General features: G+C 57.7%; 24 protein-coding genes. 8 read left to right on the forward strand and 16 right to left on the reverse strand.

The features are described from left to right. The first annotated feature begins 42 nt into the window (after positions 1-42). Both ACIQU2_RS21005 and ACIQU2_RS21010 read left to right on the forward strand, forming a co-directional pair. Positions 43-465, forward strand: coding sequence for a hypothetical protein (locus tag ACIQU2_RS21005; protein ID WP_403143739.1), 423 nt, complete (start codon positions 43-45; stop codon positions 463-465). Between the two features lie 40 nt (positions 466-505). Then, positions 506-928: a hypothetical protein gene (locus ACIQU2_RS21010; RefSeq protein ID WP_403143741.1), complete on the forward strand. Its 423-nt coding sequence runs from the start codon at positions 506-508 to the stop codon at positions 926-928. 6 nt (positions 929-934) lie between these two features. Here the strand turns inward: ACIQU2_RS21010 and ACIQU2_RS21015 are convergent, their stop codons facing one another. Both ACIQU2_RS21015 and ACIQU2_RS21020 read right to left on the reverse strand, forming a co-directional pair. Beyond that, on the reverse strand, positions 935-1,168 hold the full coding sequence (locus ACIQU2_RS21015) for a DUF1161 domain-containing protein (protein ID WP_403143742.1): 234 nt from the start codon (positions 1,166-1,168) through the stop codon (positions 935-937). Positions 1,169-1,355: 187 nt separating this feature from the next. Beyond that, positions 1,356-1,787 carry an OsmC family protein gene (locus ACIQU2_RS21020; RefSeq protein WP_008152515.1) on the reverse strand — a complete coding sequence of 144 codons (432 nt, stop codon included), beginning with the start codon at positions 1,785-1,787 and terminating at the stop codon, positions 1,356-1,358. A gap of 241 nt (positions 1,788-2,028) precedes the next feature. On the opposite strand from ACIQU2_RS21020, the gene ACIQU2_RS21025 reads away from it, so the two are divergent. Next, the gene (locus ACIQU2_RS21025) at positions 2,029-3,030 is read left to right on the forward strand and encodes an LLM class flavin-dependent oxidoreductase (protein WP_095126740.1); all 1,002 of its coding nucleotides are present in this window, start codon (positions 2,029-2,031) and stop codon (positions 3,028-3,030) included. Positions 3,031-3,094: 64 nt separating this feature from the next. Here ACIQU2_RS21025 and ACIQU2_RS21030 read toward each other — a convergent pair whose 3' ends face one another. Further along, on the reverse strand, positions 3,095-3,319 hold the full coding sequence (locus tag ACIQU2_RS21030) for a DUF1161 domain-containing protein (RefSeq protein ID WP_347804233.1): 225 nt from the start codon (positions 3,317-3,319) through the stop codon (positions 3,095-3,097). A gap of 122 nt (positions 3,320-3,441) precedes the next feature. Then, entirely contained in the window at positions 3,442-3,657 is a 216-nt protein-coding gene (locus ACIQU2_RS21035) for a dodecin (RefSeq protein WP_008027736.1), read from the reverse strand. A gap of 155 nt (positions 3,658-3,812) precedes the next feature. Here ACIQU2_RS21035 and ACIQU2_RS21040 point away from each other — a divergent pair, with 155 nt between their 5' ends. Further along, a complete protein-coding gene (locus ACIQU2_RS21040) occupies positions 3,813-4,139 on the forward strand; it encodes a YqjD family protein (protein WP_008152522.1) in 327 nt (108 codons plus the stop codon). Here ACIQU2_RS21040 and ACIQU2_RS21045 read toward each other — a convergent pair. After that, positions 4,136-5,029, reverse strand: a complete 894-nt coding sequence (locus ACIQU2_RS21045; protein ID WP_403143745.1) for a LysR family transcriptional regulator — start codon at positions 5,027-5,029, stop codon at positions 4,136-4,138. The genes ACIQU2_RS21040 and ACIQU2_RS21045 overlap by 4 nt on opposite strands. A 126-nt stretch (positions 5,030-5,155) precedes the next feature. Between ACIQU2_RS21045 and trpB the strand changes: the two genes are divergently transcribed. Then, a complete protein-coding gene (gene trpB / locus ACIQU2_RS21050) occupies positions 5,156-6,391 on the forward strand; it encodes a tryptophan synthase subunit beta (protein ID WP_134421205.1) in 1,236 nt (411 codons plus the stop codon). Further along, complete coding sequence (gene trpA, locus ACIQU2_RS21055) at positions 6,391-7,203, forward strand: tryptophan synthase subunit alpha (protein ID WP_008152530.1); 813 nt, start codon at positions 6,391-6,393, stop codon at positions 7,201-7,203. The genes trpB and trpA overlap by 1 nt, the downstream gene beginning before the upstream one ends. Before the next feature lie 302 nt (positions 7,204-7,505). Here the strand turns inward: trpA and ACIQU2_RS21060 are convergent, their stop codons facing one another. The 11 genes from ACIQU2_RS21060 to ACIQU2_RS21110 form a co-directional block, all read right to left on the reverse strand. After that, complete coding sequence (locus ACIQU2_RS21060) at positions 7,506-9,467, reverse strand: DUF4105 domain-containing protein (protein WP_403143747.1); 1,962 nt, start codon at positions 9,465-9,467, stop codon at positions 7,506-7,508. Further along, the gene (locus tag ACIQU2_RS21065; RefSeq protein ID WP_347804230.1) at positions 9,464-9,784 is read right to left on the reverse strand and encodes a DUF2388 domain-containing protein; all 321 of its coding nucleotides are present in this window, start codon (positions 9,782-9,784) and stop codon (positions 9,464-9,466) included. Before ACIQU2_RS21065 ends, ACIQU2_RS21060 begins: the two co-directional genes overlap by 4 nt. Before the next feature lie 27 nt (positions 9,785-9,811). Beyond that, complete coding sequence (locus tag ACIQU2_RS21070) at positions 9,812-10,129, reverse strand: DUF2388 domain-containing protein (protein WP_347804229.1); 318 nt, start codon at positions 10,127-10,129, stop codon at positions 9,812-9,814. Between the two features lie 107 nt (positions 10,130-10,236). Beyond that, positions 10,237-10,554 carry a DUF2388 domain-containing protein gene (locus ACIQU2_RS21075; protein ID WP_008044656.1) on the reverse strand — a complete coding sequence of 106 codons (318 nt, stop codon included), beginning with the start codon at positions 10,552-10,554 and terminating at the stop codon, positions 10,237-10,239. A gap of 144 nt (positions 10,555-10,698) precedes the next feature. After that, positions 10,699-10,908, reverse strand: a complete 210-nt coding sequence (locus tag ACIQU2_RS21080) for a DUF1127 domain-containing protein (protein WP_403143749.1) — start codon at positions 10,906-10,908, stop codon at positions 10,699-10,701. Between the two features lie 258 nt (positions 10,909-11,166). Continuing rightward, complete coding sequence (locus ACIQU2_RS21085) at positions 11,167-11,382, reverse strand: DUF1127 domain-containing protein (RefSeq protein WP_008154465.1); 216 nt, start codon at positions 11,380-11,382, stop codon at positions 11,167-11,169. 319 nt (positions 11,383-11,701) lie between these two features. Then, positions 11,702-13,195 carry an acetyl-CoA hydrolase/transferase family protein gene (locus ACIQU2_RS21090; RefSeq protein WP_347804227.1) on the reverse strand — a complete coding sequence of 498 codons (1,494 nt, stop codon included), beginning with the start codon at positions 13,193-13,195 and terminating at the stop codon, positions 11,702-11,704. A 180-nt stretch (positions 13,196-13,375) separates the two neighbouring features. Further along, a complete protein-coding gene (locus tag ACIQU2_RS21095; RefSeq protein WP_403143751.1) occupies positions 13,376-14,812 on the reverse strand; it encodes an NAD(P)(+) transhydrogenase (Re/Si-specific) subunit beta in 1,437 nt (478 codons plus the stop codon). Further along, positions 14,812-15,135 (reverse strand): NAD(P) transhydrogenase subunit alpha, encoded by a 324-nt coding sequence (locus tag ACIQU2_RS21100; RefSeq protein ID WP_003187010.1) that lies wholly within the window; start codon positions 15,133-15,135, stop codon positions 14,812-14,814. The genes ACIQU2_RS21095 and ACIQU2_RS21100 overlap by 1 nt, the downstream gene beginning before the upstream one ends. 15 nt (positions 15,136-15,150) lie before the next feature. Beyond that, entirely contained in the window at positions 15,151-16,272 is a 1,122-nt protein-coding gene (locus tag ACIQU2_RS21105; protein ID WP_403143752.1) for a Re/Si-specific NAD(P)(+) transhydrogenase subunit alpha, read from the reverse strand. Positions 16,273-16,707: 435 nt separating this feature from the next. Then, on the reverse strand, positions 16,708-17,607 hold the full coding sequence (locus ACIQU2_RS21110) for a LysR family transcriptional regulator (protein WP_347804225.1): 900 nt from the start codon (positions 17,605-17,607) through the stop codon (positions 16,708-16,710). A 157-nt stretch (positions 17,608-17,764) separates the two neighbouring features. Between ACIQU2_RS21110 and ACIQU2_RS21115 the strand changes: the two genes are divergently transcribed. Together ACIQU2_RS21115 and ACIQU2_RS21120 are read left to right on the forward strand one after the other, a co-directional pair. After that, on the forward strand, positions 17,765-18,946 hold the full coding sequence (locus tag ACIQU2_RS21115; RefSeq protein WP_123369330.1) for an acyl-CoA dehydrogenase: 1,182 nt from the start codon (positions 17,765-17,767) through the stop codon (positions 18,944-18,946). A 13-nt stretch (positions 18,947-18,959) separates the two neighbouring features. After that, the gene (locus ACIQU2_RS21120; protein WP_123369329.1) at positions 18,960-20,180 is read left to right on the forward strand and encodes a CaiB/BaiF CoA-transferase family protein; all 1,221 of its coding nucleotides are present in this window, start codon (positions 18,960-18,962) and stop codon (positions 20,178-20,180) included. Positions 20,181-20,435 lie beyond the last annotated feature (255 nt).

The following is a 20,435-nucleotide window of genomic DNA, read 5'->3' on the forward strand; positions in this document are numbered from 1 at the left end:
GAGTCTGCCCGCAAGACTATCCCGCCTGACTGGAGCTCCGCTATGCGCACGTTGATGCTGACAGGAATCCTGCTGATGCTGGCAGGTTGTGCTGGATTCGGATTACCCCCCCATGATCCGGCTCAAGCGTGGATCGACCTGGATTCGAAGCAGGAAGACACCGCGCTGCAAGCGGTGGAAGTCGATGACAAGGCCGCCACCGACAAGCGCTATTTCGAGGTTCAGCCGGGCAGCCATGAGTTGACGGTTCGTTACCAGTTCCCGGTCGCACCAACCAACATCGGACCAGACGCCGAGCCGCTATGGCGTGACTGCCAGCTAAACGTGAAATTCAACGACTTCAATGCCGGCGAGCGGTATCAGCTGAAAGCAGGAAATATCGGCTTTCGGCCGTGGGCAAAGCTCTATGATCAGCAGCGAAAAGTGATTGGCCATGGTGTACCGGCAGGCTGCCAACGCACCTGATCGGCGTTACTCTAAAGGACTAGCCCTTGAGAAAATCATCATGCGCAGGTTAACGCTATTACTTGCTGCAAGCATCGTTGCTGGCTGTCAGAGCCCGTTGCCAGCGGTTAATCCGCAGATGGCCTGGGTCGAGTTTTCTACGCCATTCCCCAACGATAAATTGCTGATGGCCGAACGCCTGGACAATCAGCGGTTGCGCGACGGGCGTTTTTTCCAAGTCACCCCGGGTAGCCATGAGCTGATCGTTCGATTCGACTTTGAAGTGCCCGGTGGTGGGGGCCTGGGCATGATGAACGGCCCCTCGGAACGTTTATGCTACCTGACCATCAACTACGATCATTTCGAAGCCGGCCAGCGTTATGTGCTCGAAGGCCGTTCGATAGCGTTCATCCCCGGCGCCCGGTTGTACAACGCCAAGCGTGAAATCGTCGCGGAAGATCGAGAGTCCTATTGCCTCATATGAGGTGAATCAGCGGTCGTTCTTCTGGTAGATGATTTTCTTCGTACCCCCTTCGCACGAGCCAACGACCATATTCTGATCGTGTACTTCGTCGTTGGTAACGATTTCCAGCGTGTAGGACGAGACGTTATTGGCCTGGATCTTGGCTTCAATCTCGGCCTTGAGGTCTTCACAGGATTTCGTTGCCGCCAGGGCCGATGTGGCCAGCGCGCAACAGATAATCGCCAAGGCAAAACGTTTCATGGTTGAAGCTCCTTTGAGGCAGCGCGCACGTAGATGCGTTTCTGCTGCTGTCATTTATTCGACCACAGTTACGCCAGCCAGGTTTTGTTTTAGCGCAAAAAAGATCGCAGGCTGCGCCAGCTCCTACATGGATCGAGTGATCTGTAGGAGCTGCCGAAGGCTGCGATCTTTTCGTTTCAACGCGAATCTAGCTGACCAACGTTGCATCCAGGCTGATTTTCGCATTCAACACTTTGGAAACCGGGCAGCCTTCTTTGGCTTTATTGCTCAGTTCCTCAAATTGAGCCTGAGTCGCCCCAGGAATCTTCGCTTTGAGGATCAGTTTCACTGCCGTGATCGCGAATCCGCCGTCCACCTGGTCCAGGGTGACTTCGGCATTGGTATCGATGCTGTCAGCCTTGAGACCGGCATCGCCGAGAATCATCGAAAACGCCATGGAGAAGCAGCCCGCGTGCGCTGCGCCGATCAACTCTTCCGGATTGGTGCCCTTGCCGCCTTCGAAGCGCGCCTTGAAGCCGTAGGGCGCTTCTCTGAGGACACCGGTTTCCGTGGAAATCGAGCCGATGCCGGTTTTCAGATCACCTTCCCAATGAGCTGATGCTTTCTTTGTGATAGCCATGAATGCCTCCTCAAGATCCGGCGCGAAGGGTCGCGCCTTCGTGGTTTTCGGTTGCTAGGGTTCTGAGGATAGACCGTGGTGCAAAGTTCACCTCATCTGATCTTTCTTCAAATTCGGTAGGAATTTTGCCTCTGCCATTGAAACTCGGGTATATGCCCTCATTGCATGAAACACGCTTATAGATTCGGCAGGTTTTCGTTTGTAAGAAAAAACCTGCGCCCTCAACTGGAGAAGCAGGCTTATGAAACGACTGTCCGATATCAAGTTCTCGACCCTCGATCTGGTGCCCGTGCGGGAGAACGGCAGCGCGGCCCAGTCGCTGCGCAATTCCCTGGACCTGGCGCAACACGTCGAAAAATTCGGCTACAACCGCTTCTGGGTTGCCGAGCACCACAACATGGATGGCATTGCCAGTTCGGCGACCTCGGTACTGCTTGGCTACCTGGCTGGCGGCACCTCGACCATTCGTGTTGGCTCGGGCGGTGTGATGTTGCCCAACCACGCGCCGCTGGTGATCGCCGAGCAGTTCGGCACGCTCGAAAGTCTGTACCCGGGCCGGATCGACCTGGGCTTGGGCCGTGCACCCGGTTCCGACCAGATGACCGCCCGCGCCTTGCGTCGTGAACGCTCCGGCAGCGCCGACGAGTTTCCGGAAGATGTGGCCGAATTGATGCGTTACCTCGGCCCGCGAACCCCGGACCAGCGGATCATCGCAATGCCAGGCACCGGTACCAATGTCCCGGTCTGGCTGCTGGGCTCCAGCCTGTTCAGTGCACAACTGGCGGGTGAACGCGGTTTGCCCTACGCCTTCGCCTCACATTTCGCACCGCGCTTCATGCATGAGGCCATTCGCGTCTACCGCAATCACTTCAAGCCTTCAGCAATATTGGATAAGCCCTACGTAATGCTCGGTGTGCCCTTGGTGGCTGCCGACACCGACGAGCAGGCCGATTATCTGGCGACCTCGGTCTATCAGCGCATCCTGGCGTTGATGCGTGGCCAGAGCCTGGTGCAGCGTCCGCCGGTAAAAACCATGGACGGCCTGTGGCTGCCTCATGAGAAAGAGGCTGTCGGCGATTTCCTTGGTCTGGCGATGGTTGGCAGTCCGCAGAAAATCCGCGCCAAACTGGAGGTGCTGATCGAGCAGACCCAGGCGGACGAGCTGATTTTTACCTGCGACCTGTACGAGCATGCTGATCGTGTGCACTCCTATGAGCTGCTGGCCCAGGTCATGAAGGGCTGACGCTCAAATAGCGAGCACAAAAAAGCCGACGTCATTGCGTCGGTTTTTTTAATTTCGAGGGAGTTCAGCCCTGCTTGTAGACGATTTGCTTGGAACCTTTTTCACAGGTGCCGACGACTTTGCCGTCAGCGGCAGCGCCTTTATCGACGATTTCCAGTGAATAATTAGAAATGCCCTTGGCATCAAGTTTCGCGGTGATTTCGGCTTTCAGCTCTTCGCACGACTTGCCATGAGCCAGGGCTGTTCCCGCGAGACTCAACAAGCCTACTGCCAAAATAAAATTCTTCATCGGTCGCATTCCCTGGTCGGATCAATAGGGGCACCCAGCAATCAGCCGGATTTACATATGTAGCGCTTTGCCATTCCCTATGGCGCTCGGCCAGCGCGCAGGCTCAGAAGATTAGCTCAATCTCAGCTACTGGCAATCCGGAACCCGACTTTGAGCGTCACCTGAAAGTGCGCTGCCTTACCGTCCTTGATGTGCCCGCGGGTTTCGGTCACTTCAAACCATTCCATATATTTGAGGCTTTTGCTGGCCTCGGCCAGTGCGTTGTTGATGGCGTCTTCAATGCTGCTGGTGGACGAGCCGACGAGTTCGACTTTCTTGTAGGTGTGATGGTCAGTCATGGCGTTCTCCTCAGGGTGTGAAATACAGACTAGCAGTGATTTTTCGTATTACTTCTGTCGGCCAATCCGAAGTGGAAGTTCAGATTTACTGCACTTTCTCGAACCCCTGAAGTCCCAACCAACACACGCAACTCAATCAATGCAGGAGAGCCACCATGGCCAACACCTCTTTACGTAAAGCCTCATTGCAAAGCATGGAAGCCGAGATCGAGAGTCTGCTGAAGTCTTTGGAAAACCTGAAGGACGACGCCTCGGACGAGTCGCGTAAAACCCTTAAAGCCTTGAAAAGCAACGCCGAGAACGCGCTGAAGCATTCGCGCCATCTGCTCAGCGATGCGTACGAAGAAGTCAAAGTCAAAACCCGTGAAACCGGGATTGCCACGCGGGACTACGCCCAGGAACACCCTTGGACGACAGCGGGTGTGGCCGTCGGTGCATTGGGTCTGCTCGCGGCTTATCTGCTGTTCAAACGCGGTGACTAATCCGTCTGGCGCAGCTCGTTTTTGAGCCACTGCGCCAGTTGCCGAGCGCGCCCGTCCGCGGCGCGCTTGGGTAGCCACAACGCCAGTTGCGCCGGGGTTTCACTGAAGCCCCATGGCGCAATCAGGCGCCCGGCCTTCAAGTCCTCTGCCACCAGCGGCTCGGGCGCAATCGCCACACCCAGGCCGGCCACGGCTGCCTCCAGCAAATAATACAAATGCTCGAAACCCTGTCCGTACTTCAATGCTTTGGTGTCGAGGTCGCTTTGCTGTGCCCAGATTGGCCAGGCCTGCGGGCGTGAGGTGGTGTGCAGCAATGGCTCGCTTAGCAGCGCTGCGGGCGGTGCGTTTTGCAGTCGTTCGTAGCCCGCGAATCGCGGGCTCATGACCGGGCCGATTCGTTCGCTCGCCAACTCATAGACTTGCATGTCCGCTGGCCACGGTGGCTCGGCAAACACCAGCAAGGCGTCCAGTCCCGGGCGGCGTGGATCGAGATCACCCTCGCCAGCCGACAGGTGCAGGCGCAGGTCAGGCAGGTCGGAATTCAGCCGTCCCAACCTGGGAATAAACCAGCGTGCTAACAAGCTGCCCGAGCAACCCAGTACGAACGGTGCATCGGCGGTGCTTTGGGTCAGCTCTGCACACACAGTCCGCAAACGCTCGAACGCCTCGCCGCTGGCATCGCGCAAACGAATGCCGGCATCTGTGAGTTTCAGGCCGCGACCATCCTTGATAAACAGGCTTACGCCCAAGTGTTCTTCAAGCACCTTGAGTTGCCGGCTGACCGCACCATGGGTGACGTGCAGCTGTTCGGCTGCCTTGCTGACGCTGTTCAGGCGGGCAGTCGCTTCGAAGGCCCGAAGGGCGTTCAGCGGGGGAAGGTCATGACTCATGAGATCTGTGAGTTTTCCTGACAGGTTGCAGCGATCTTATCGGTTTTCAGCCTGAGGCGTCAGGGGTAGAGTGAAGCCCACTCTCTCTTCAAAAGCATCATCCCACGCATTCAACTGGAGCGACCCATGACCCAGACTAATCTGCGCAACGGCCCCGACGCCAACGGCCTGTTTGGCGCGTTCGGCGGCCGTTACGTCGCCGAAACCCTGATGCCGTTAATCCTCGATCTGGCCCGTGAATACGAATTGGCCAAGGATGATCCTGCATTCAAAGAAGAATTGGCCTACTTCCAGCGCGACTACGTGGGTCGTCCAAGCCCACTGTACTTTGCCGAACGTCTCACAGAGTTCTGCGGCGGCGCGAAGATTTACCTCAAGCGCGAAGAGCTGAACCACACCGGCGCGCACAAGATCAACAACTGCATCGGCCAGATACTGCTGGCGCGACGCATGGGCAAGAAACGCATCATTGCCGAGACCGGCGCTGGCATGCACGGTGTGGCGACCGCCACCGTGGCTGCGCGTTTTGGCCTCGATTGCGTGATCTACATGGGCACCACTGACATCGAACGTCAGCAGGCCAACGTATTTCGCATGAAGCTGCTGGGCGCCGAAGTGATCCCGGTCGTGGCCGGTACCGGCACCCTGAAAGACGCGATGAACGAAGCCCTGCGTGACTGGGTGACCAACGTCGACAGCACCTTCTACCTGATCGGCACTGTGGCCGGTCCGCACCCTTATCCAGCCATGGTTCGCGACTTCCAGGCTGTTATCGGCAAAGAAACCCGTACTCAACTGCAAGACCAGGAAGGTCGTCTGCCAGACAGCCTGGTGGCGTGCATCGGAGGCGGCTCCAACGCCATGGGCCTGTTTCACCCGTTCCTTGATGACAAGAGCGTCGAGATCATCGGCGTTGAAGCGGCCGGCTACGGCATCGAAACCGGCAAGCACGCGGCCAGCCTGAACGGCGGCGTACCGGGCGTACTGCACGGCAACCGTACCTTCCTGCTGCAGGACGACGATGGCCAGATCATCGACGCTCACTCGATCTCTGCCGGCCTCGACTATCCAGGCATTGGCCCGGAACACGCCTGGTTGCATGACATCGGCCGCGTACAGTACACCTCGGTAACCGACGACGAAGCCCTCGACGCGTTCCACAAATGCTGTCGCCTGGAAGGGATTATTCCTGCGCTGGAAAGCGCCCATGCCCTGGCCGAAGTGTTCAAGCGCGCACCGACGCTGCCGAAAGATCACCTGATGGTGGTCAACCTGTCCGGTCGTGGCGACAAAGACATGCAAACGGTAATGCACCACATGGAACACTCTCAACAAGAGCAATCCAAGCAGGAGAAACACTGATGAGCCGCCTGCAAACGCGTTTTGCCGAACTCAAGGAACAGAATCGCGCCGCCCTGGTGACCTTCGTGACCGCTGGCGACCCGAGCTATGACACCTCGCTGGCGATCCTCAAAGGCTTGCCCGGAGCGGGTGCCGACGTGATCGAGTTGGGCATGCCCTTCACCGATCCAATGGCCGATGGCCCGGCAATCCAGTTGGCAAACATCCGCGCCCTCGGCGCCAAGCAGAACCTGGCGAAAACCCTGCAAATGGTTCGCGAGTTCCGCGAAGGCAATACCGAGACGCCGCTGGTGCTGATGGGTTACTTCAACCCGATTCACATGTATGGCGTGCCGCGTTTCATCGCCGACGCCAAAGAGGCCGGCGTTGACGGTCTGATCGTGGTCGACTTGCCGCCCGAGCATAACGGCGAACTGTGCGACCCGGCTCAGGCAGCGGGTCTGGACTTTATCCGTCTGACCACCCCAACGACCGATGATGTACGCCTGCCGACCGTTCTGAACGGCAGCTCAGGCTTCGTCTATTACGTGTCTGTTGCCGGTGTGACGGGTGCGGGCGCGGCAACGCTGGAGCATGTCGAAGAAGCGGTTGCGCGTCTGCGTCGCCACACCGATCTGCCGATCAGCATCGGTTTCGGCATTCGTACACCGGAGCAAGCGGCGTCCATCGCGCGTCTGGCTGATGGCGTGGTGGTGGGTTCAGCGTTGATCGATCACATCGCCAATGCCTCGACGCCGGATCAGGCAGTTGATGGCGTGTTGAGCCTTTGCTCGGCTCTGGCAGACGGCGTGCGTAAAGCCCGCGTCAGCTGAAGGTAAAGTTCCTGATACAGAGGAATTAGAACCTCGCGGTACAGACTAAACAGCAAGGCCGAGGGCTTCAGGACTACGTTCTGAAGCCCTCTTTGCTGTATGTGCAGTGAGGAAAGACCCGATGAAAATGCCGAAACGTCTGATTGCCAGCCTGGGTGTGCTGATGCTCAGTGCCACCCCGTTGCTGAATGCGAGTGCTGATCAGCCGTAGGAACCGGGATCGTTTATGAAATTCTCGAAGGGGTGCTTTGAATAGCAGGTAGGCGTTGAAGGCTTCGCGGATTAGCCGCGAAGCCTGTTGTTTACGGCAACTCCAAGCCGCCCGCAGCCTTGTGCAACTTCCTCAGATGCTCGCCAACCTGCTTCAGGTTGGCTTCATTGGCGGCCATTTCGGCCGCACGGCTCGGTTCGAGCAGCGCTCTCACTTCTTTGTCCAGATCGCCTGTCAGCGCCTGGAGCTGCTTCTGCCGCAGACTGCTTTCCGATTCCAGACGCTGCCACTCACTCGGCTGCGGCAATCCATAACCACCGGTGCCGAGCAGCTCAGCCGGACGGCTGAGGAAGCCGCTGTTGGCAAGAATTTGCTGCAAAGTTGCGTTGGCCTTGTCCATGCCGCCGTTCTTCAATTCCCGGGCGCCCAGATAGCGCTGCTTTACTTCGTCCTGGGCCAGCACCAATTGTTGGCGGAAGGCTGCCTGCTCCAGTAACAGTAATGCTGCGCTGGTGCGCAAATCGGCTTGGTCGATCCATTGCCGACGCTCTTCAGCTTTCAGGGAGAGCCAGTCTTCGACCTTTTCCTGCTTGATCGGCAAGTGCTTCTTCAGCACTTCGAACATCGCTTGATAACGATCGCGGAAGGAGTCGAATCGATAGCCCAGGCGCAGCGCTTCGCGGGGATCATCCAGCACGCTGGTGTCCGCCAGCCCGCGGCCCTTGAGCACTTCCAGCAAACCGTTGGGCATGATGCTGTCCAACCCGACCAGTTTTGTATTGTTGGTGCTGCTACGCAGTAGCTTCAGGCCCTCTACAGCGCAGTTATTGGACAGGAAGAAGTAGTTGCCGTCGTAACTCCAGTGCATTTCGGCGGCGTGTTCCACCACGTCTTCGATCTCGCTGCGCGACAGGTTCAGCGGCACCGAGGCCAGGCTGCGCAGTTCGGTCTTGGTGTATTCGTCGATCACCTGCGCCAGCGGCAGGACAAACAGGCGCGACGGGTATTTGCCCACCAGTCCGTCCCAGCTCGACAGCTGCACGTCACCGACGAAGGCGCGGTAGGACAACACCAGATGCTGATCCAGATCCAGCCGACAATCCGGCCCACGGGGGCGGCCGGGTGCGCAGATCACCAACCGCAACATGCTGTGACCCCAGCGGCTGACCCAGTTCTGGTTGGCTTCAGCCAACAGATAGTCGACGGCGTAGACCCGTTCCGGATCGACCTGGCCCAGTGGTGTTTTGGCGAAATCGTTGCCGGCATTGAGAAAGGAGAAGGTTTTGCCGCAGGTGTCTTTAGCGGCGGGCGCCCAGCCGAAATGTTCTTTGTAGTAGCGGTACAACGCAGGTCGGCGACAGGCGTAGGCCGGGTCGAGAAGGAAATACTCCATGTTGACCGCGACGAACTCCTTGGGGCTGCTCGTCTCGTAAATATCCGGGCTGCGGGCAATTTGCCGGTTGTGCTGTTCGCGTTCGCCACGACGGCCGACATATTGTGGCCAGCCGGCGAGGTCGAGCAGGTGCGGGTCGTCGCTGAGCGTAAAGCGTCGGTCGGACTGGCCGCGGCATTGATCGGGAATGCCAATTAGCCCTGTGCTGCTGTTGCGCCGGGTGCAGCGCTGAATCAGCGTGCGCTCTGCGTCTGGCCACAGGCGCGAGCGGTCATAGATGTGGGTGAGTTCGTGCAACACCGTGGCAAGCATTTCGCGGCGCACGGTGCCATGGGGGCGATAAGTCTTTTTGGTCGCGGCGCTGCCGTCAGTGAGGCTGGCAAGCAGGTTGCGGTTCAGATCGAGCTCGGACACCAGCGACGCCTGGCCGTAAGCGTTGCTCGGCATGTCATCGGTCCAGCCGACGTCGATGCGTCGGTCGAGCTGCTCGATGAACCGCGGCGGCAGCGCCTGCATGGCTTCATTTAGCAACGCCTGACTGGCCTGTTGTTGAGCGGGGCTGAGGCCTTCGGTTTTAAGCCTTAATTGCAAGTCAGCCTGGGCCGTGTTGCCGAGCAGCAACATGACCCCAGCCAACAGCCAGGCGACTGGCGACCTCACAGTGCGAGGATGGCTTCGGCGAGAACCTGATCACTGGCGTCGCGAGCTTCCGGCACGCGGGTGCGCAACGTGTTGAAGGCCGCTTCCAGGTGCGCGCCACGAATCTCGCCATCGCTGGCGACGAAGCTGGCCGCATCGTCGTGGGCTTCACGAACGATCTTCGAGTCACGGATGGACGTCGTGGTATCGGAAGTGAAATCAAGCGTGCGTTGGGTGGCATTGATGATGATGTTACTGGTGGCGACCAGAGTGTGCGACTGGGCCACACCGGTCGATAACAGCAGGCCAAGGGCGGCAGCAATCAGAGGGTTACGCATGGAACGACTCCGTAAGAACAAGGATAACTATTGGACGAGAATTGCCTGCGCCAGTTCAAGGTCGCTGGCACGAAGTTTTGACTGGGTCCGGCGCAGATAAATCAGGGCGGATTCCAGTTGGGCTCCTCGCAGTTGGCCGTCGCTGGCGATGAACGCTGCAGCGTCATCGTGTGCCGCGACTAGCAGCTTACGGTCGAAGGGGGCGGAGGTCACCATGCTTGTGGCGTAGCCGGTGGCCACGATGCCTTGTGTAGACAGATTGAAGGCGTCATAGGCATGGACCGAGTCCACCCAGCAGGCTGCCACGAAAAGCGGAGAGATCAACAGATTTGAAAGAAAACGCATGAGACTCGAAAGCTGAAGGCGAGTCGCAAGGCTAGCGCAACGCCCGGTCTAGAGCCAGCGCCGAAACATTGGGACACGGCTGGCGTGTCCCACGTCAGTGGTGTCGCTTAGATTGTCAGTATGGCTTGCGCCAGTTGTGCGTCAGTCGCGTTCAGCTGAGGTGCCTGGTGGCGAATATGGTCGAGTGCGCTTTCCAGTTTCACGCCACGAATAGCGCCTTCGCTGGCCACGAAGCTGGCGGCGTCGTCACGGGCGGCGCGCACGATTTTGTCATCGCGAAAGGAAGAGGTGACATCTGAGGTCGCATCGGACGTGGCCTTGAGCGCACCGACGACGGCGTCGGTGGTCACGATAAAGCTGGTGGCGTGGGAATTGGCAGCCACGGCAAGCAGGGCTGCAGCGCTGAGCAGACGAAGACGGGACATGGTGAAACTCCTTTGGGAAAACCGATTGAGAGGTGGCGCAGTGTCTGTTGATTCAGACGCCAGTCGTGCAGCGTTCGCCACGTTCCATCTGAATATAGGCCTATGAGTATCGGTTCGCACAGTCCCGTCTGTTCAAGCAGGAAGCTAGCGCCAGAATGGTTTATCCAATTCGTTGAGACGATCCGCCTGGCTGATGTTCAGGTCTGAGAGTTGCCGGTCATTGAGTTGGCCCAACAAACGCCGGGTTCGAGCCCTTTCCAGGCTATTGGCGAGGCCCCTCAGCAATCTACGAACCCAGTGGGAGCGAGGCGTTGATTGAGGCGTGGAAACGGAAACATCCAGTAAGTGATTCATTGCGCGGTCCTTTTGCTGGCAGTTCGGGAATTCATGGTGATCCCGTCCTCTCTTCCGCAACAGACACACTGCATTGAAATTGTACTGGCTCAGTTTATGAATTATTAAAACTGTACCTATTAAGCGGTATCTATTCTGTATGACCCATGTAAAGGGTCCAAAACGACAAAGCCCGTCGTGGTTTCCCACGACGGGCTTTGTTTTTTCAATTAGAAGTGCTGGCGGTGGACCCGGTGGGTCAGAGCCAGCGACGCTAACTTAGCGCCAGAACGGCTTGCTCAGCTCTTCGTAGCGTTGTGCTTCGCTAATCCCTGCGTCAGCCAGCAGACGCGAATCCAGACGAGCCAGTTGATGGCGGCTGGAGATGCGGCGCTGCCACAGCATCAGGTTGGCGAGAACGCGAAGAGGCGTGGAAGCCTGGGTTTTTACAGCGTTGTCTTCGAAAAACAGCTCGGAACTGAGTGTACGTTCCATGGTTGACATCCTTCCGCTTATGGCGGGATTAGGTAGTGGTTTAACTGATGCCAATGATCCTCTCGTTTGGCCAGTCTCTCTAGATACAGTTCACCTGTATTGTGAGGGACCAGTTAACTGTTAAAGGGTGGTGTACTGGTCGAAATTGAGGCAACTGTACCTATCGGCACTCATATGGTGCGTTTTTGATGGATTGACTCGGAAATGTAGGCAATTACGGTAGGAAAAGACCGGTACAGCAGTACAGTTTTATTCCTGATTTGGTCTGGCAGCAGCAAGCTGACGAAACTGTGTTTGCGTCAGCTGCTATCTGTACCAATTACACCGCCAGCATTCGCCCGGTTTCTTCCAGGTTGATGTGCCAGCTCAGGGCATCGCGCAGGATGTGCGGTGTGTGACCGCCGAGAGCACAAGCGGCTGTGAAGTAGTCATCCAGGGCTTGGCGATAGTCCGGGTGCACGCAGTTGTCGATGATGACTCGAGCGCGTTCTCGTGGCGCCAGGCCACGCAAGTCCGCCAGACCGATCTCGGTGACAAGGATGTCGACGTCATGCTCAGTGTGATCAACGTGGCTGACCATCGGCACCACACTGGAAATTGCGCCGCCCTTGGCGATCGACTTGGTCACGAAGATCGCCAAATGCGCATTGCGCGCAAAGTCGCCCGAGCCGCCGATGCCGTTCATCATCCGCGTGCCGCAGATGTGGGTGGAGTTGACGTTGCCGTACAAGTCGAACTCAAGCGCCGTGTTGATGCCGATGATGCCGAGCCGCCGCACCACTTCCGGGTGGTTGGAAATTTCTTGCGGGCGCAGGACCAGTTTGTCCTTGTAGCGCTCAAGGTTGCCGAAAACATCGGTATTGCGACGGCTCGACAAGGTGATTGAACTGCCCGAAGCAAAGCTCAGCTTGCCGGCGTCGATCAGGTCGAAGGTCGAGTCCTGAAGCACTTCGGAGTACATCGTCAGGTCTTCGAATGGCGAGTCAATCAACCCGCACATCACCGAGTTGGCGATGTTGCCAATCCCGGCTTGCAGCGGGCCGAGCTTGTTGGTCATGCGCCCGGCAGCCACTTCCTGCTTGAAAAAGTCGATCAGGTGGTCGGCAATGGCCTGGGTGTCAACGTCCGGCGGCAGCACGGTGGACGGCGAATCGGACTGATTGGTGATCACGATAGCGACGATCTTTTCCGGCGGAATCGGGATGGCGGTGCTGCCAATGCGATCATCAACCTTGACCAGCGGAATCGGTGTACGGGTCGGCCGATAGGTCGGGATATAGATGTCGTGCAGACCTTCGAGATTCGGGTTGTGCGCGAGGTTGATCTCGACGATCACCTGTTTGGCGAAAATCGCGAAGCTGGCCGAGTTACCCACCGAAGTGGTTGGCACGATATGGCCCTGCTCGGTGATCGCCACGGCTTCAATCACTGCGATGTCGGGCAGTTTTAGCTGCTGGTTGCGCAACTGCTCAACGGTTTCCGAAAGATGCTGGTCAATGAACATCACTTCGCCGGCGTTAATGGCCTTGCGCAGGGTGCTGTCGACCTGGAACGGCATGCGTCGTGACAATACGCCAGCTTCGGTGAGCTGTTTATCGAGGTCGTTGCCCAGGCTCGCGCCGGTCATCAGGGTGATTTTCAGCGGGGTGATTTTGGCGCGTTCGGCCAGTGCGTGGGGCACGGCTTTGGCTTCGCCGGCGCGGGTGAAACCACTCATGCCGACGGTCATGCCGTCCTCAATCAGAGCGGCAGCGTCAGCGGCGCTCATCACCTTATCCAACAACGAAGGCAAGCGAATACGATCACGGTACATGGATAGTTATCTCGGGCAACGAAAGCAAGGTGTGCAGTCTAGTGATTTCAAAAAAATTCCTCCCGCTACCATGGTCGAATGCAGAGCCCCGATTTAGAGCCTTTGGTCGGTTTTTAGCGGGCAATAAAAAACCCCAGCCTACTAAAGGCTGAGGTTTTTGGTATTGCGCTGGAGCAGGTTTTACTCGATGGCTTTGACCATGTCTTCGATAACTTTCTTGGCGTCGCCGAAGACCATCATGGTTTTGTCCAGGTAGAACAGTTCGTTGTCCAGACCGGCATAGCCGCTGGCCATCGAGCGCTTGTTGACGATCACGGTCTTGGCTTTATAAGCCTCGAGGATCGGCATGCCGGCAATCGGCGATTTAGGATCGTTCTTCGCCGCAGGGTTGACCACGTCGTTGGCGCCGAGCACCAGCACCACGTCGGCCTGGCCGAACTCGGAGTTGATGTCATCCATCTCGAACACTTGCTCGTAAGGCACTTCGGCTTCGGCCAGCAGGACGTTCATGTGCCCTGGCATCCGACCGGCGACCGGGTGGATCGCAAACTTCACGGTGACTCCCCGGTGAGTCAGCTTCTCCGCCAGCTCCATCAGTGAGTGTTGGGCGCGTGCCACCGCCAGGCCATAACCCGGAACGATGATCACGGTATCGGCGTTGGTCAGCAGGAAGGTCGCATCGTCAGCCGAACCGGATTTAACCGGGCGGGCCTCTTTCGAGCCTGCCGGGCCGGCCGCGTCCGCCGTATTGCCGAAACCGCCGAGCAGCACATTAAAGAAGGAGCGGTTCATCGCTTTGCACATGATGTACGAGAGGATCGCACCGGACGAACCCACCAGCGAACCTGCGATGATCAACATCGAGTTGTTCAGCGAGAAGCCGATGCCCGCCGCTGCCCAGCCGGAGTAGCTGTTGAGCATCGACACAACTACCGGCATGTCCGCACCGCCGATCGGGATGATGATCAGCACGCCCAGCACGAAGGCCAGGGCCAGCATCAGCGCGAAGGCGTTCAGGTTACCGGTCAGCATGAAGGTCACGCCGAGGCCCAGCGTCGCCAGGCCCAGCATCAGGTTTAGCTTGTGCTGGCCACCGAACTGCACGGGTGCGCCCTGGAACAGGCGGAACTTGTACTTGCCCGAGAGCTTGCCGAACGCGATCACCGAACCGGAGAACGTGATTGCACCGATGGCGGCTCCGAGGAACAGCTCCAGGCGGTTACCGGCGGGGATCGCATCACCCAGTTGTTTGACGATACCCAGCGATTGCGGCTCAACCACAGCGGCGATGGCAATAAACACCGCGGCCATACCGATCATGCTGTGCATGAAGGCGACCAGTTCCGGCATTTTGGTCATTTCAACGCGCTTGGCCATGATCGACCCGGCGGTACCGCCGACCAACAGACCTACGATGACGTAACCGATACCGGCGGTGGCCAACTCGGCGCCCAGCTTATAGACGAGGCCCACTGTGGTGAGGATCGCCAGCGCCATGCCGAGCATGCCGTACACATTGCCGCGTCGGGATGTGGTCGGGTGCGACAGGCCTTTAAGCGCCTGGATGAAGCAGATCGACGCGATCAAGTAGAGCGTCGTTACAAGATTCATGCTCATTACTTAGGCGCCTCTTCTTTTACTGCTTTCGGGGCTTTTTTCTTGAACATCTCAAGCATCCTGCGGGTGACCAGGAAGCCACCAAATACGTTCACCGCTGCCAGAGCTACCGCCAGGGTGCCCATGGTTTTTCCCAGAGGTGTGACGGTCAACGCCGCGGCCAGCATGGCGCCGACGATCACGATCGCCGAGATCGCGTTGGTTACCGCCATCAAAGGCGTGTGAAGTGCAGGTGTAACGTTCCAGACCACGTGATAACCGACATAAATCGCCAGCACGAAGATGATCAGGTTGTAGATACCGGGGGAGATAAGCTCTTCCATCGTCTGAATCCCTGCTTAGGCGTTTTTGCGGATGACTTGGCCGTCGCGGCACATTAGGCACGCGGCGACGATGTCGTCTTCGAGGTTGATCTCGAACTGGCCTTCTTTGTTGAAGACCAGCTTCAGGAAGTCCAGTAGGTTGCGTGCGTACAGTGCCGAAGCGTCTGCCGCGACTGCGCCGGCCAGATTGGTCGGGCCGCAAATGATCACGCCATTCTCGACCACAACCTGGTCGGCCACGGTCAGCGGGCAGTTACCGCCCTGGGCTGCCGCGAGGTCGATGACCACCGAGCCCGGCTTCATCTGCGCCACGGTTTCCGCGCTCAACAGCGTCGGTGCCTTGCGGCCCGGGATCAGTGCAGTGGTGATGACAATGTCAGCCTGTTTGGCGCGTTCGTGCACGGCCAGGGCCTGACGTTGCATCCAGCTGGCGGGCATTGGTCGCGCGTAACCGCCGACACCAACGGCGCATTCGCGCTCTTCATCGGTTTCGTAAGGTACGTCGACGAACTTGGCGCCGAGGGACTCGATCTGCTCTTTTACCGCAGGACGTACGTCAGACGCTTCGATCACTGCACCCAGACGTTTCGCCGTAGCGATCGCCTGCAAACCGGCTACACCTGCGCCGAGAATCAGTACGCGCGCCGCTTTCACGGTACCCGCAGCAGTCATCAGCATCGGCATGAAGCGTGGATAGTGGTGAGCGGCCAGCAACACGGCTTTATAACCGGCGATGTTGGCTTGGGAGGACAGCACATCCAGGCTCTGAGCGCGGGAGGTACGCGGCGCGGCTTCCAGCGCAAACGCGGTAATGCCGCACTCAGCCAGCTTGGCAATGGTTTCATTGCTGAACGGGTTGAGCATGCCTACCACAACGGTGCCGCTCTTTATGAGCGTCAGCTCGCTGTCGCTGGGAGCGACCACCTTGAGAATCAGCTCGGCACCAAACGCATCGCTGGCGCTGCCAATAATCGCGCCTGCCGCTTCATAGGCACTGTCGACAACGCTGGCGTTAATACCGGCGCCGCTTTGCACAGTGACCTTATGACCCTGGCCGATCAGCTTCTTGATGGTTTCCGGGGTTGCAGCAACCCGTGTTTCACCCGTCTGGGTTTCGAGAGGAACACCAATGTGCACGTCAAATCTCCTGCGTGATCTTATTGAGTAAACCCAGGCACTTCGGATGGTGCGGCTGGGGCGGCCGATCAGCACGATCCCGCCAAATCAGGGCGGGGCGCGGCATTTTGCAGGCGAACTTAGTGCCCTTCAAGGGTTTATGACGGGTGACGGAAAATTAACTACAAGTCACCCCGTGACCGAATGTCGCAACTGACCGGTTCAATCCCTTGCAGACCGTGCCTTGTAAGGATTCTTGTAAAAATTGAAGAAGTTACACATCGGTCAGGTGAATGAGTCGTTATTGCTCCGCAATAGAGGCTCAAGGCCACGTCTTCAGGCCCTTGTGGGACGTTTGTGCTGCTTGTCGGTACAGTCTTCGAATATGCGACAAATACTTATATCTGTAGTGCTTTGATGTTGCTGACTACGGGGTCAGCTAATAGCGCAAAGCCTTTATCCTTCTAGGCTATAGCTCTGTGCCTGATTGACCAGCCAATCGCGAAATGCCCTTAAAGAGGCCGATTCGACCTTTCTCTCGGGAATCATCAAGTAATACGCCTTGATGCTTGATAACGCCTGCGCGTTGGCAATGACCAGGCGCTTCTCGGCCAGTTCACGTTGAATCAGGAACGGTGGAATCAACGCTATTCCCATATCGTGCATGGCCGCTTGGGCAAGCATGGAGAATAGCTCGTAGCGCGGCCCTGTCATGTCTCGAGGGATATTAAGGTTTTGGGAGTTGAACCACTGGCGCCAGGCATAAGGGCGAGTGGTCTGCTGCAACAGGGGTAATTCGGCGATGTCGCCGGGAGACAGGTTTGTCTTTTCCCCAAGGAGGTTGGGGCTGCACACCGGCATCGGATTTTCACCCATCAGCCTGTGGGATTCGGTACCCGACCAGTCCGCGTCGCCAAAATAGATCGCGGCATCGAAGTCGGTGTCGGCAAACAGGAAGGGCCGCGTTCGGTTGGTGAGGTTGACTGTCACTTCCGGGTGTTTTTGCTGGAAGTCTTTGAGTCGTGGCAGCAGCCATTGAGTGCCAAAGGTTGGAACCACTGCTAGCTCGATCACGTTGGCGCCTTGCTGGCCCATCACTGACAAGGTGTCCCGTTCAACGGCATCGAGTTGGGTGGCCACCCGGCGGCTGTAGGAAAGACCGGCCTCCGTCAGCTTGACCCCGCGTCGCGAGCGTCGGAACAGTTCTACGCCGAGGAACTCCTCAAGGCTGGCGATCTGTCGGCAAATGGCGCCTTGAGTGAGGGAAAGCTCCTGGGCTGCCTTGGTAAAACTTTCGTGGCGAGCGGCCGCTTCAAAGCTGATCAGGGCCGTTGTGCTGGGGATTTTCCTGCGCATGTACGTCAACCTCACTAATACATTGCATAAAAGCTACTTTGCGATGTTTCGGAGTGAGAAATTAGCACAACAGTATGCAAAATCCTCGTTTGCCGTAACGCCCAGCCCGGCCTAGGATCAGCCCACGTTATTTGACCCGATTCGAGAGGACACACTCATGGGCGGTAAAGCTAGCTTCAACTGGATCGATCCCCTGCTGCTGGATCAACAGCTCACCGAAGAAGAACGCATGATCCGCGACACCGCTGAGCAATTCGCTCAGCAGAAGCTCGCGCCGCGTGTTCTCGAAGCTTTCCGCCATGAAAAGACCGACCCGGCAATCTTCCGCGAGATGGGCGAAATAGGTCTGTTGGGCGCGACTATCCCTGAGCAGTATGGGGGAAGCGGCCTGAACTACGTCAGCTACGGCCTGATCGCCCGTGAGGTCGAGCGTGTCGACTCCGGCTATCGGTCGATGATGAGTGTGCAGTCCTCGCTGGTCATGGTGCCGATCAATGAATTTGGTACCGAAGCCCAGAAACAGAAGTACCTGCCGAAACTGGCTTCAGGCGAATGGATTGGTTGCTTCGGTCTGACCGAGCCCAACCACGGTTCCGACCCGGGCGCGATGATTACTCGTGCGCGCAAAGTGGAAGGCGGCTACAGCCTCACCGGCAACAAGATGTGGATCACCAACAGCCCGATCGCCGATGTGTTCGTGGTCTGGGGTAAGGACGATGCCGGCGACATCCGCGGCTTCGTTCTGGAGAAAGGCTGGAAGGGCCTGAGTGCTCCTGCGATTCACGGCAAGGTTGGCCTGCGTGCATCCATCACCGGCGAGATCGTCATGGACAACGTGTTTGTCCCTGAAGAGAACATCTTCCCGGATGTCCGTGGCTTGAAAGGCCCTTTTACTTGCCTCAACTCGGCACGTTACGGCATTTCCTGGGGCGCGCTGGGCGCGGCCGAGTTTTGCTGGCACACCGCTCGCCAATACACCCTGGATCGTCAGCAGTTCGGCCGTCCTTTGGCTGCCACTCAGCTGATCCAAAAGAAACTGGCCGACATGCAGACTGAAATCACCCTGGCACTGCAAGGTTGTCTGCGTCTGGGTCGTATGAAAGATGAAGGTACTGCAGCGGTCGAGATCACTTCGATGATGAAGCGCAACTCCTGCGGCAAGTCCCTGGACATTGCTCGCATGGCGCGCGACATGCTGGGGGGTAACGGTATTTCCGATGAGTTCGGTGTTGCTCGCCACTTGGTCAACCTGGAAGTGGTGAATACCTATGAAGGTACGCATGACGTCCATGCACTGATCCTCGGTCGTGCGCAGACTGGCATCCAGGCGTTCTATTAATAGGAGAACGGCCATGGGCGCGCTTTCGCATCTACGGGTACTGGATTTATCGCGGGTGCTGGCCGGGCCCTGGGCCGGGCAGATCCTTGCTGACCTTGGCGCCGAAGTGATCAAGGTTGAGCGCCCGGGTAATGGCGATGACACGCGCGCCTGGGGGCCTCCCTTCCTTAAAGACGCTTATGGCGAGAACACTAGCGAGGCCGCCTATTACTTGTCGGCCAATCGCAACAAGCAATCGGTCACCATCGACTTCACTCGGCCTGAAGGGCAGAAGCTGGTGCGTGATCTGGCGGCGAAGTCGGACATCCTGATCGAGAATTTCAAGGTCGGTGGGCTGGCGGCATATGGTTTGGACTATGAGTCTCTAAAGGCGATCAATCCGAATCTGATCTATTGCTCGATTACCGGGTTTGGCCAGACAGGCCCTTACGCCAAGCGCGCGGGTTATGACTTCATGATCCAGGGGCTCGGCGGTCTGATGAGTCTGACGGGGCGACCCGAAGGGGATGAGGGTGCCGGGCCGGTGAAAGTCGGCGTGGCGCTGACGGACATTTTGACCGGTCTCTATTCGACCGTGGCGATCCTTGCAGCGCTTGCGCATCGGGATCACGACGGTGGCGGTCAGCATATTGATATGGCGCTGTTGGATGTTCAGGTGGCTTGTCTGGCTAACCAGGCAATGAATTACCTGACTACGGGCAATGCTCCGAAGCGCCTGGGTAATGCTCATCCGAATATCGTGCCTTATCAGGACTTTCCTACGGCGGATGGAGACTTCATCCTCACCGTGGGTAATGACGGGCAGTTTCGCAAGTTTGCTGAAGTGGCTGGTCAGCCGCAGTGGGCAGATGATCCACGCTTTGCGACCAACAAGTTGCGGGTGGCGAATCGTGCGGTGTTGATTCCGCTTATTCGCCAGGCGACTGTGTTCAAGACGACTGCTGAGTGGGTGCTGCAGCTGGAGCAAGCAGGTGTGCCGTGTGGGCCGATCAATGATCTGGCTCAGATGTTTGCGGATCCTCAGGTTAAGGCGCGCGGGTTGGCGATCGAGCTGCCCCATGTGCTGGCCGGGATGGTGCCGCAGGTGGCGAGTCCGATTCGTCTGTCCGAAACGCCTGTGGAGTATCGCAATGCGCCTCCTTTATTGGGTGAGCACACGTTGGAGGTTCTGCAGCGGGTGTTGGGGCTGGATGCTGGCGCGGTGGCGGCTTTCAAAGAGGCTGGGGTGCTCTGAGGATTTCTTCTATATAGAGGGAGCGGTTTTGCTCCCCCTATATAGAGAGGAAACGGGCTGTTTTCCAGCTTTCTACAAGTGATTGATAGAAAAGCGTAATTAAGGGTTGACGGCAGATTCTGGAAGTCTATAATTCGCCCCACTTCCGGCGCAGTCGAAGCGGAAAACTCCTTGGTAAACAATGAGTTACGCAGTTTTCGACAGCGAGTTGCTTCAGGTCATCGAAGCCCAGAAGGAGTTGAAAGAGTGGTGTTG

Origin of the sequence: Pseudomonas sp. NPDC098740 (genome assembly GCF_044760065.1) — a bacterium.
Taxonomy (GTDB): domain Bacteria; phylum Pseudomonadota; class Gammaproteobacteria; order Pseudomonadales; family Pseudomonadaceae; genus Aquipseudomonas; species Aquipseudomonas rossensis.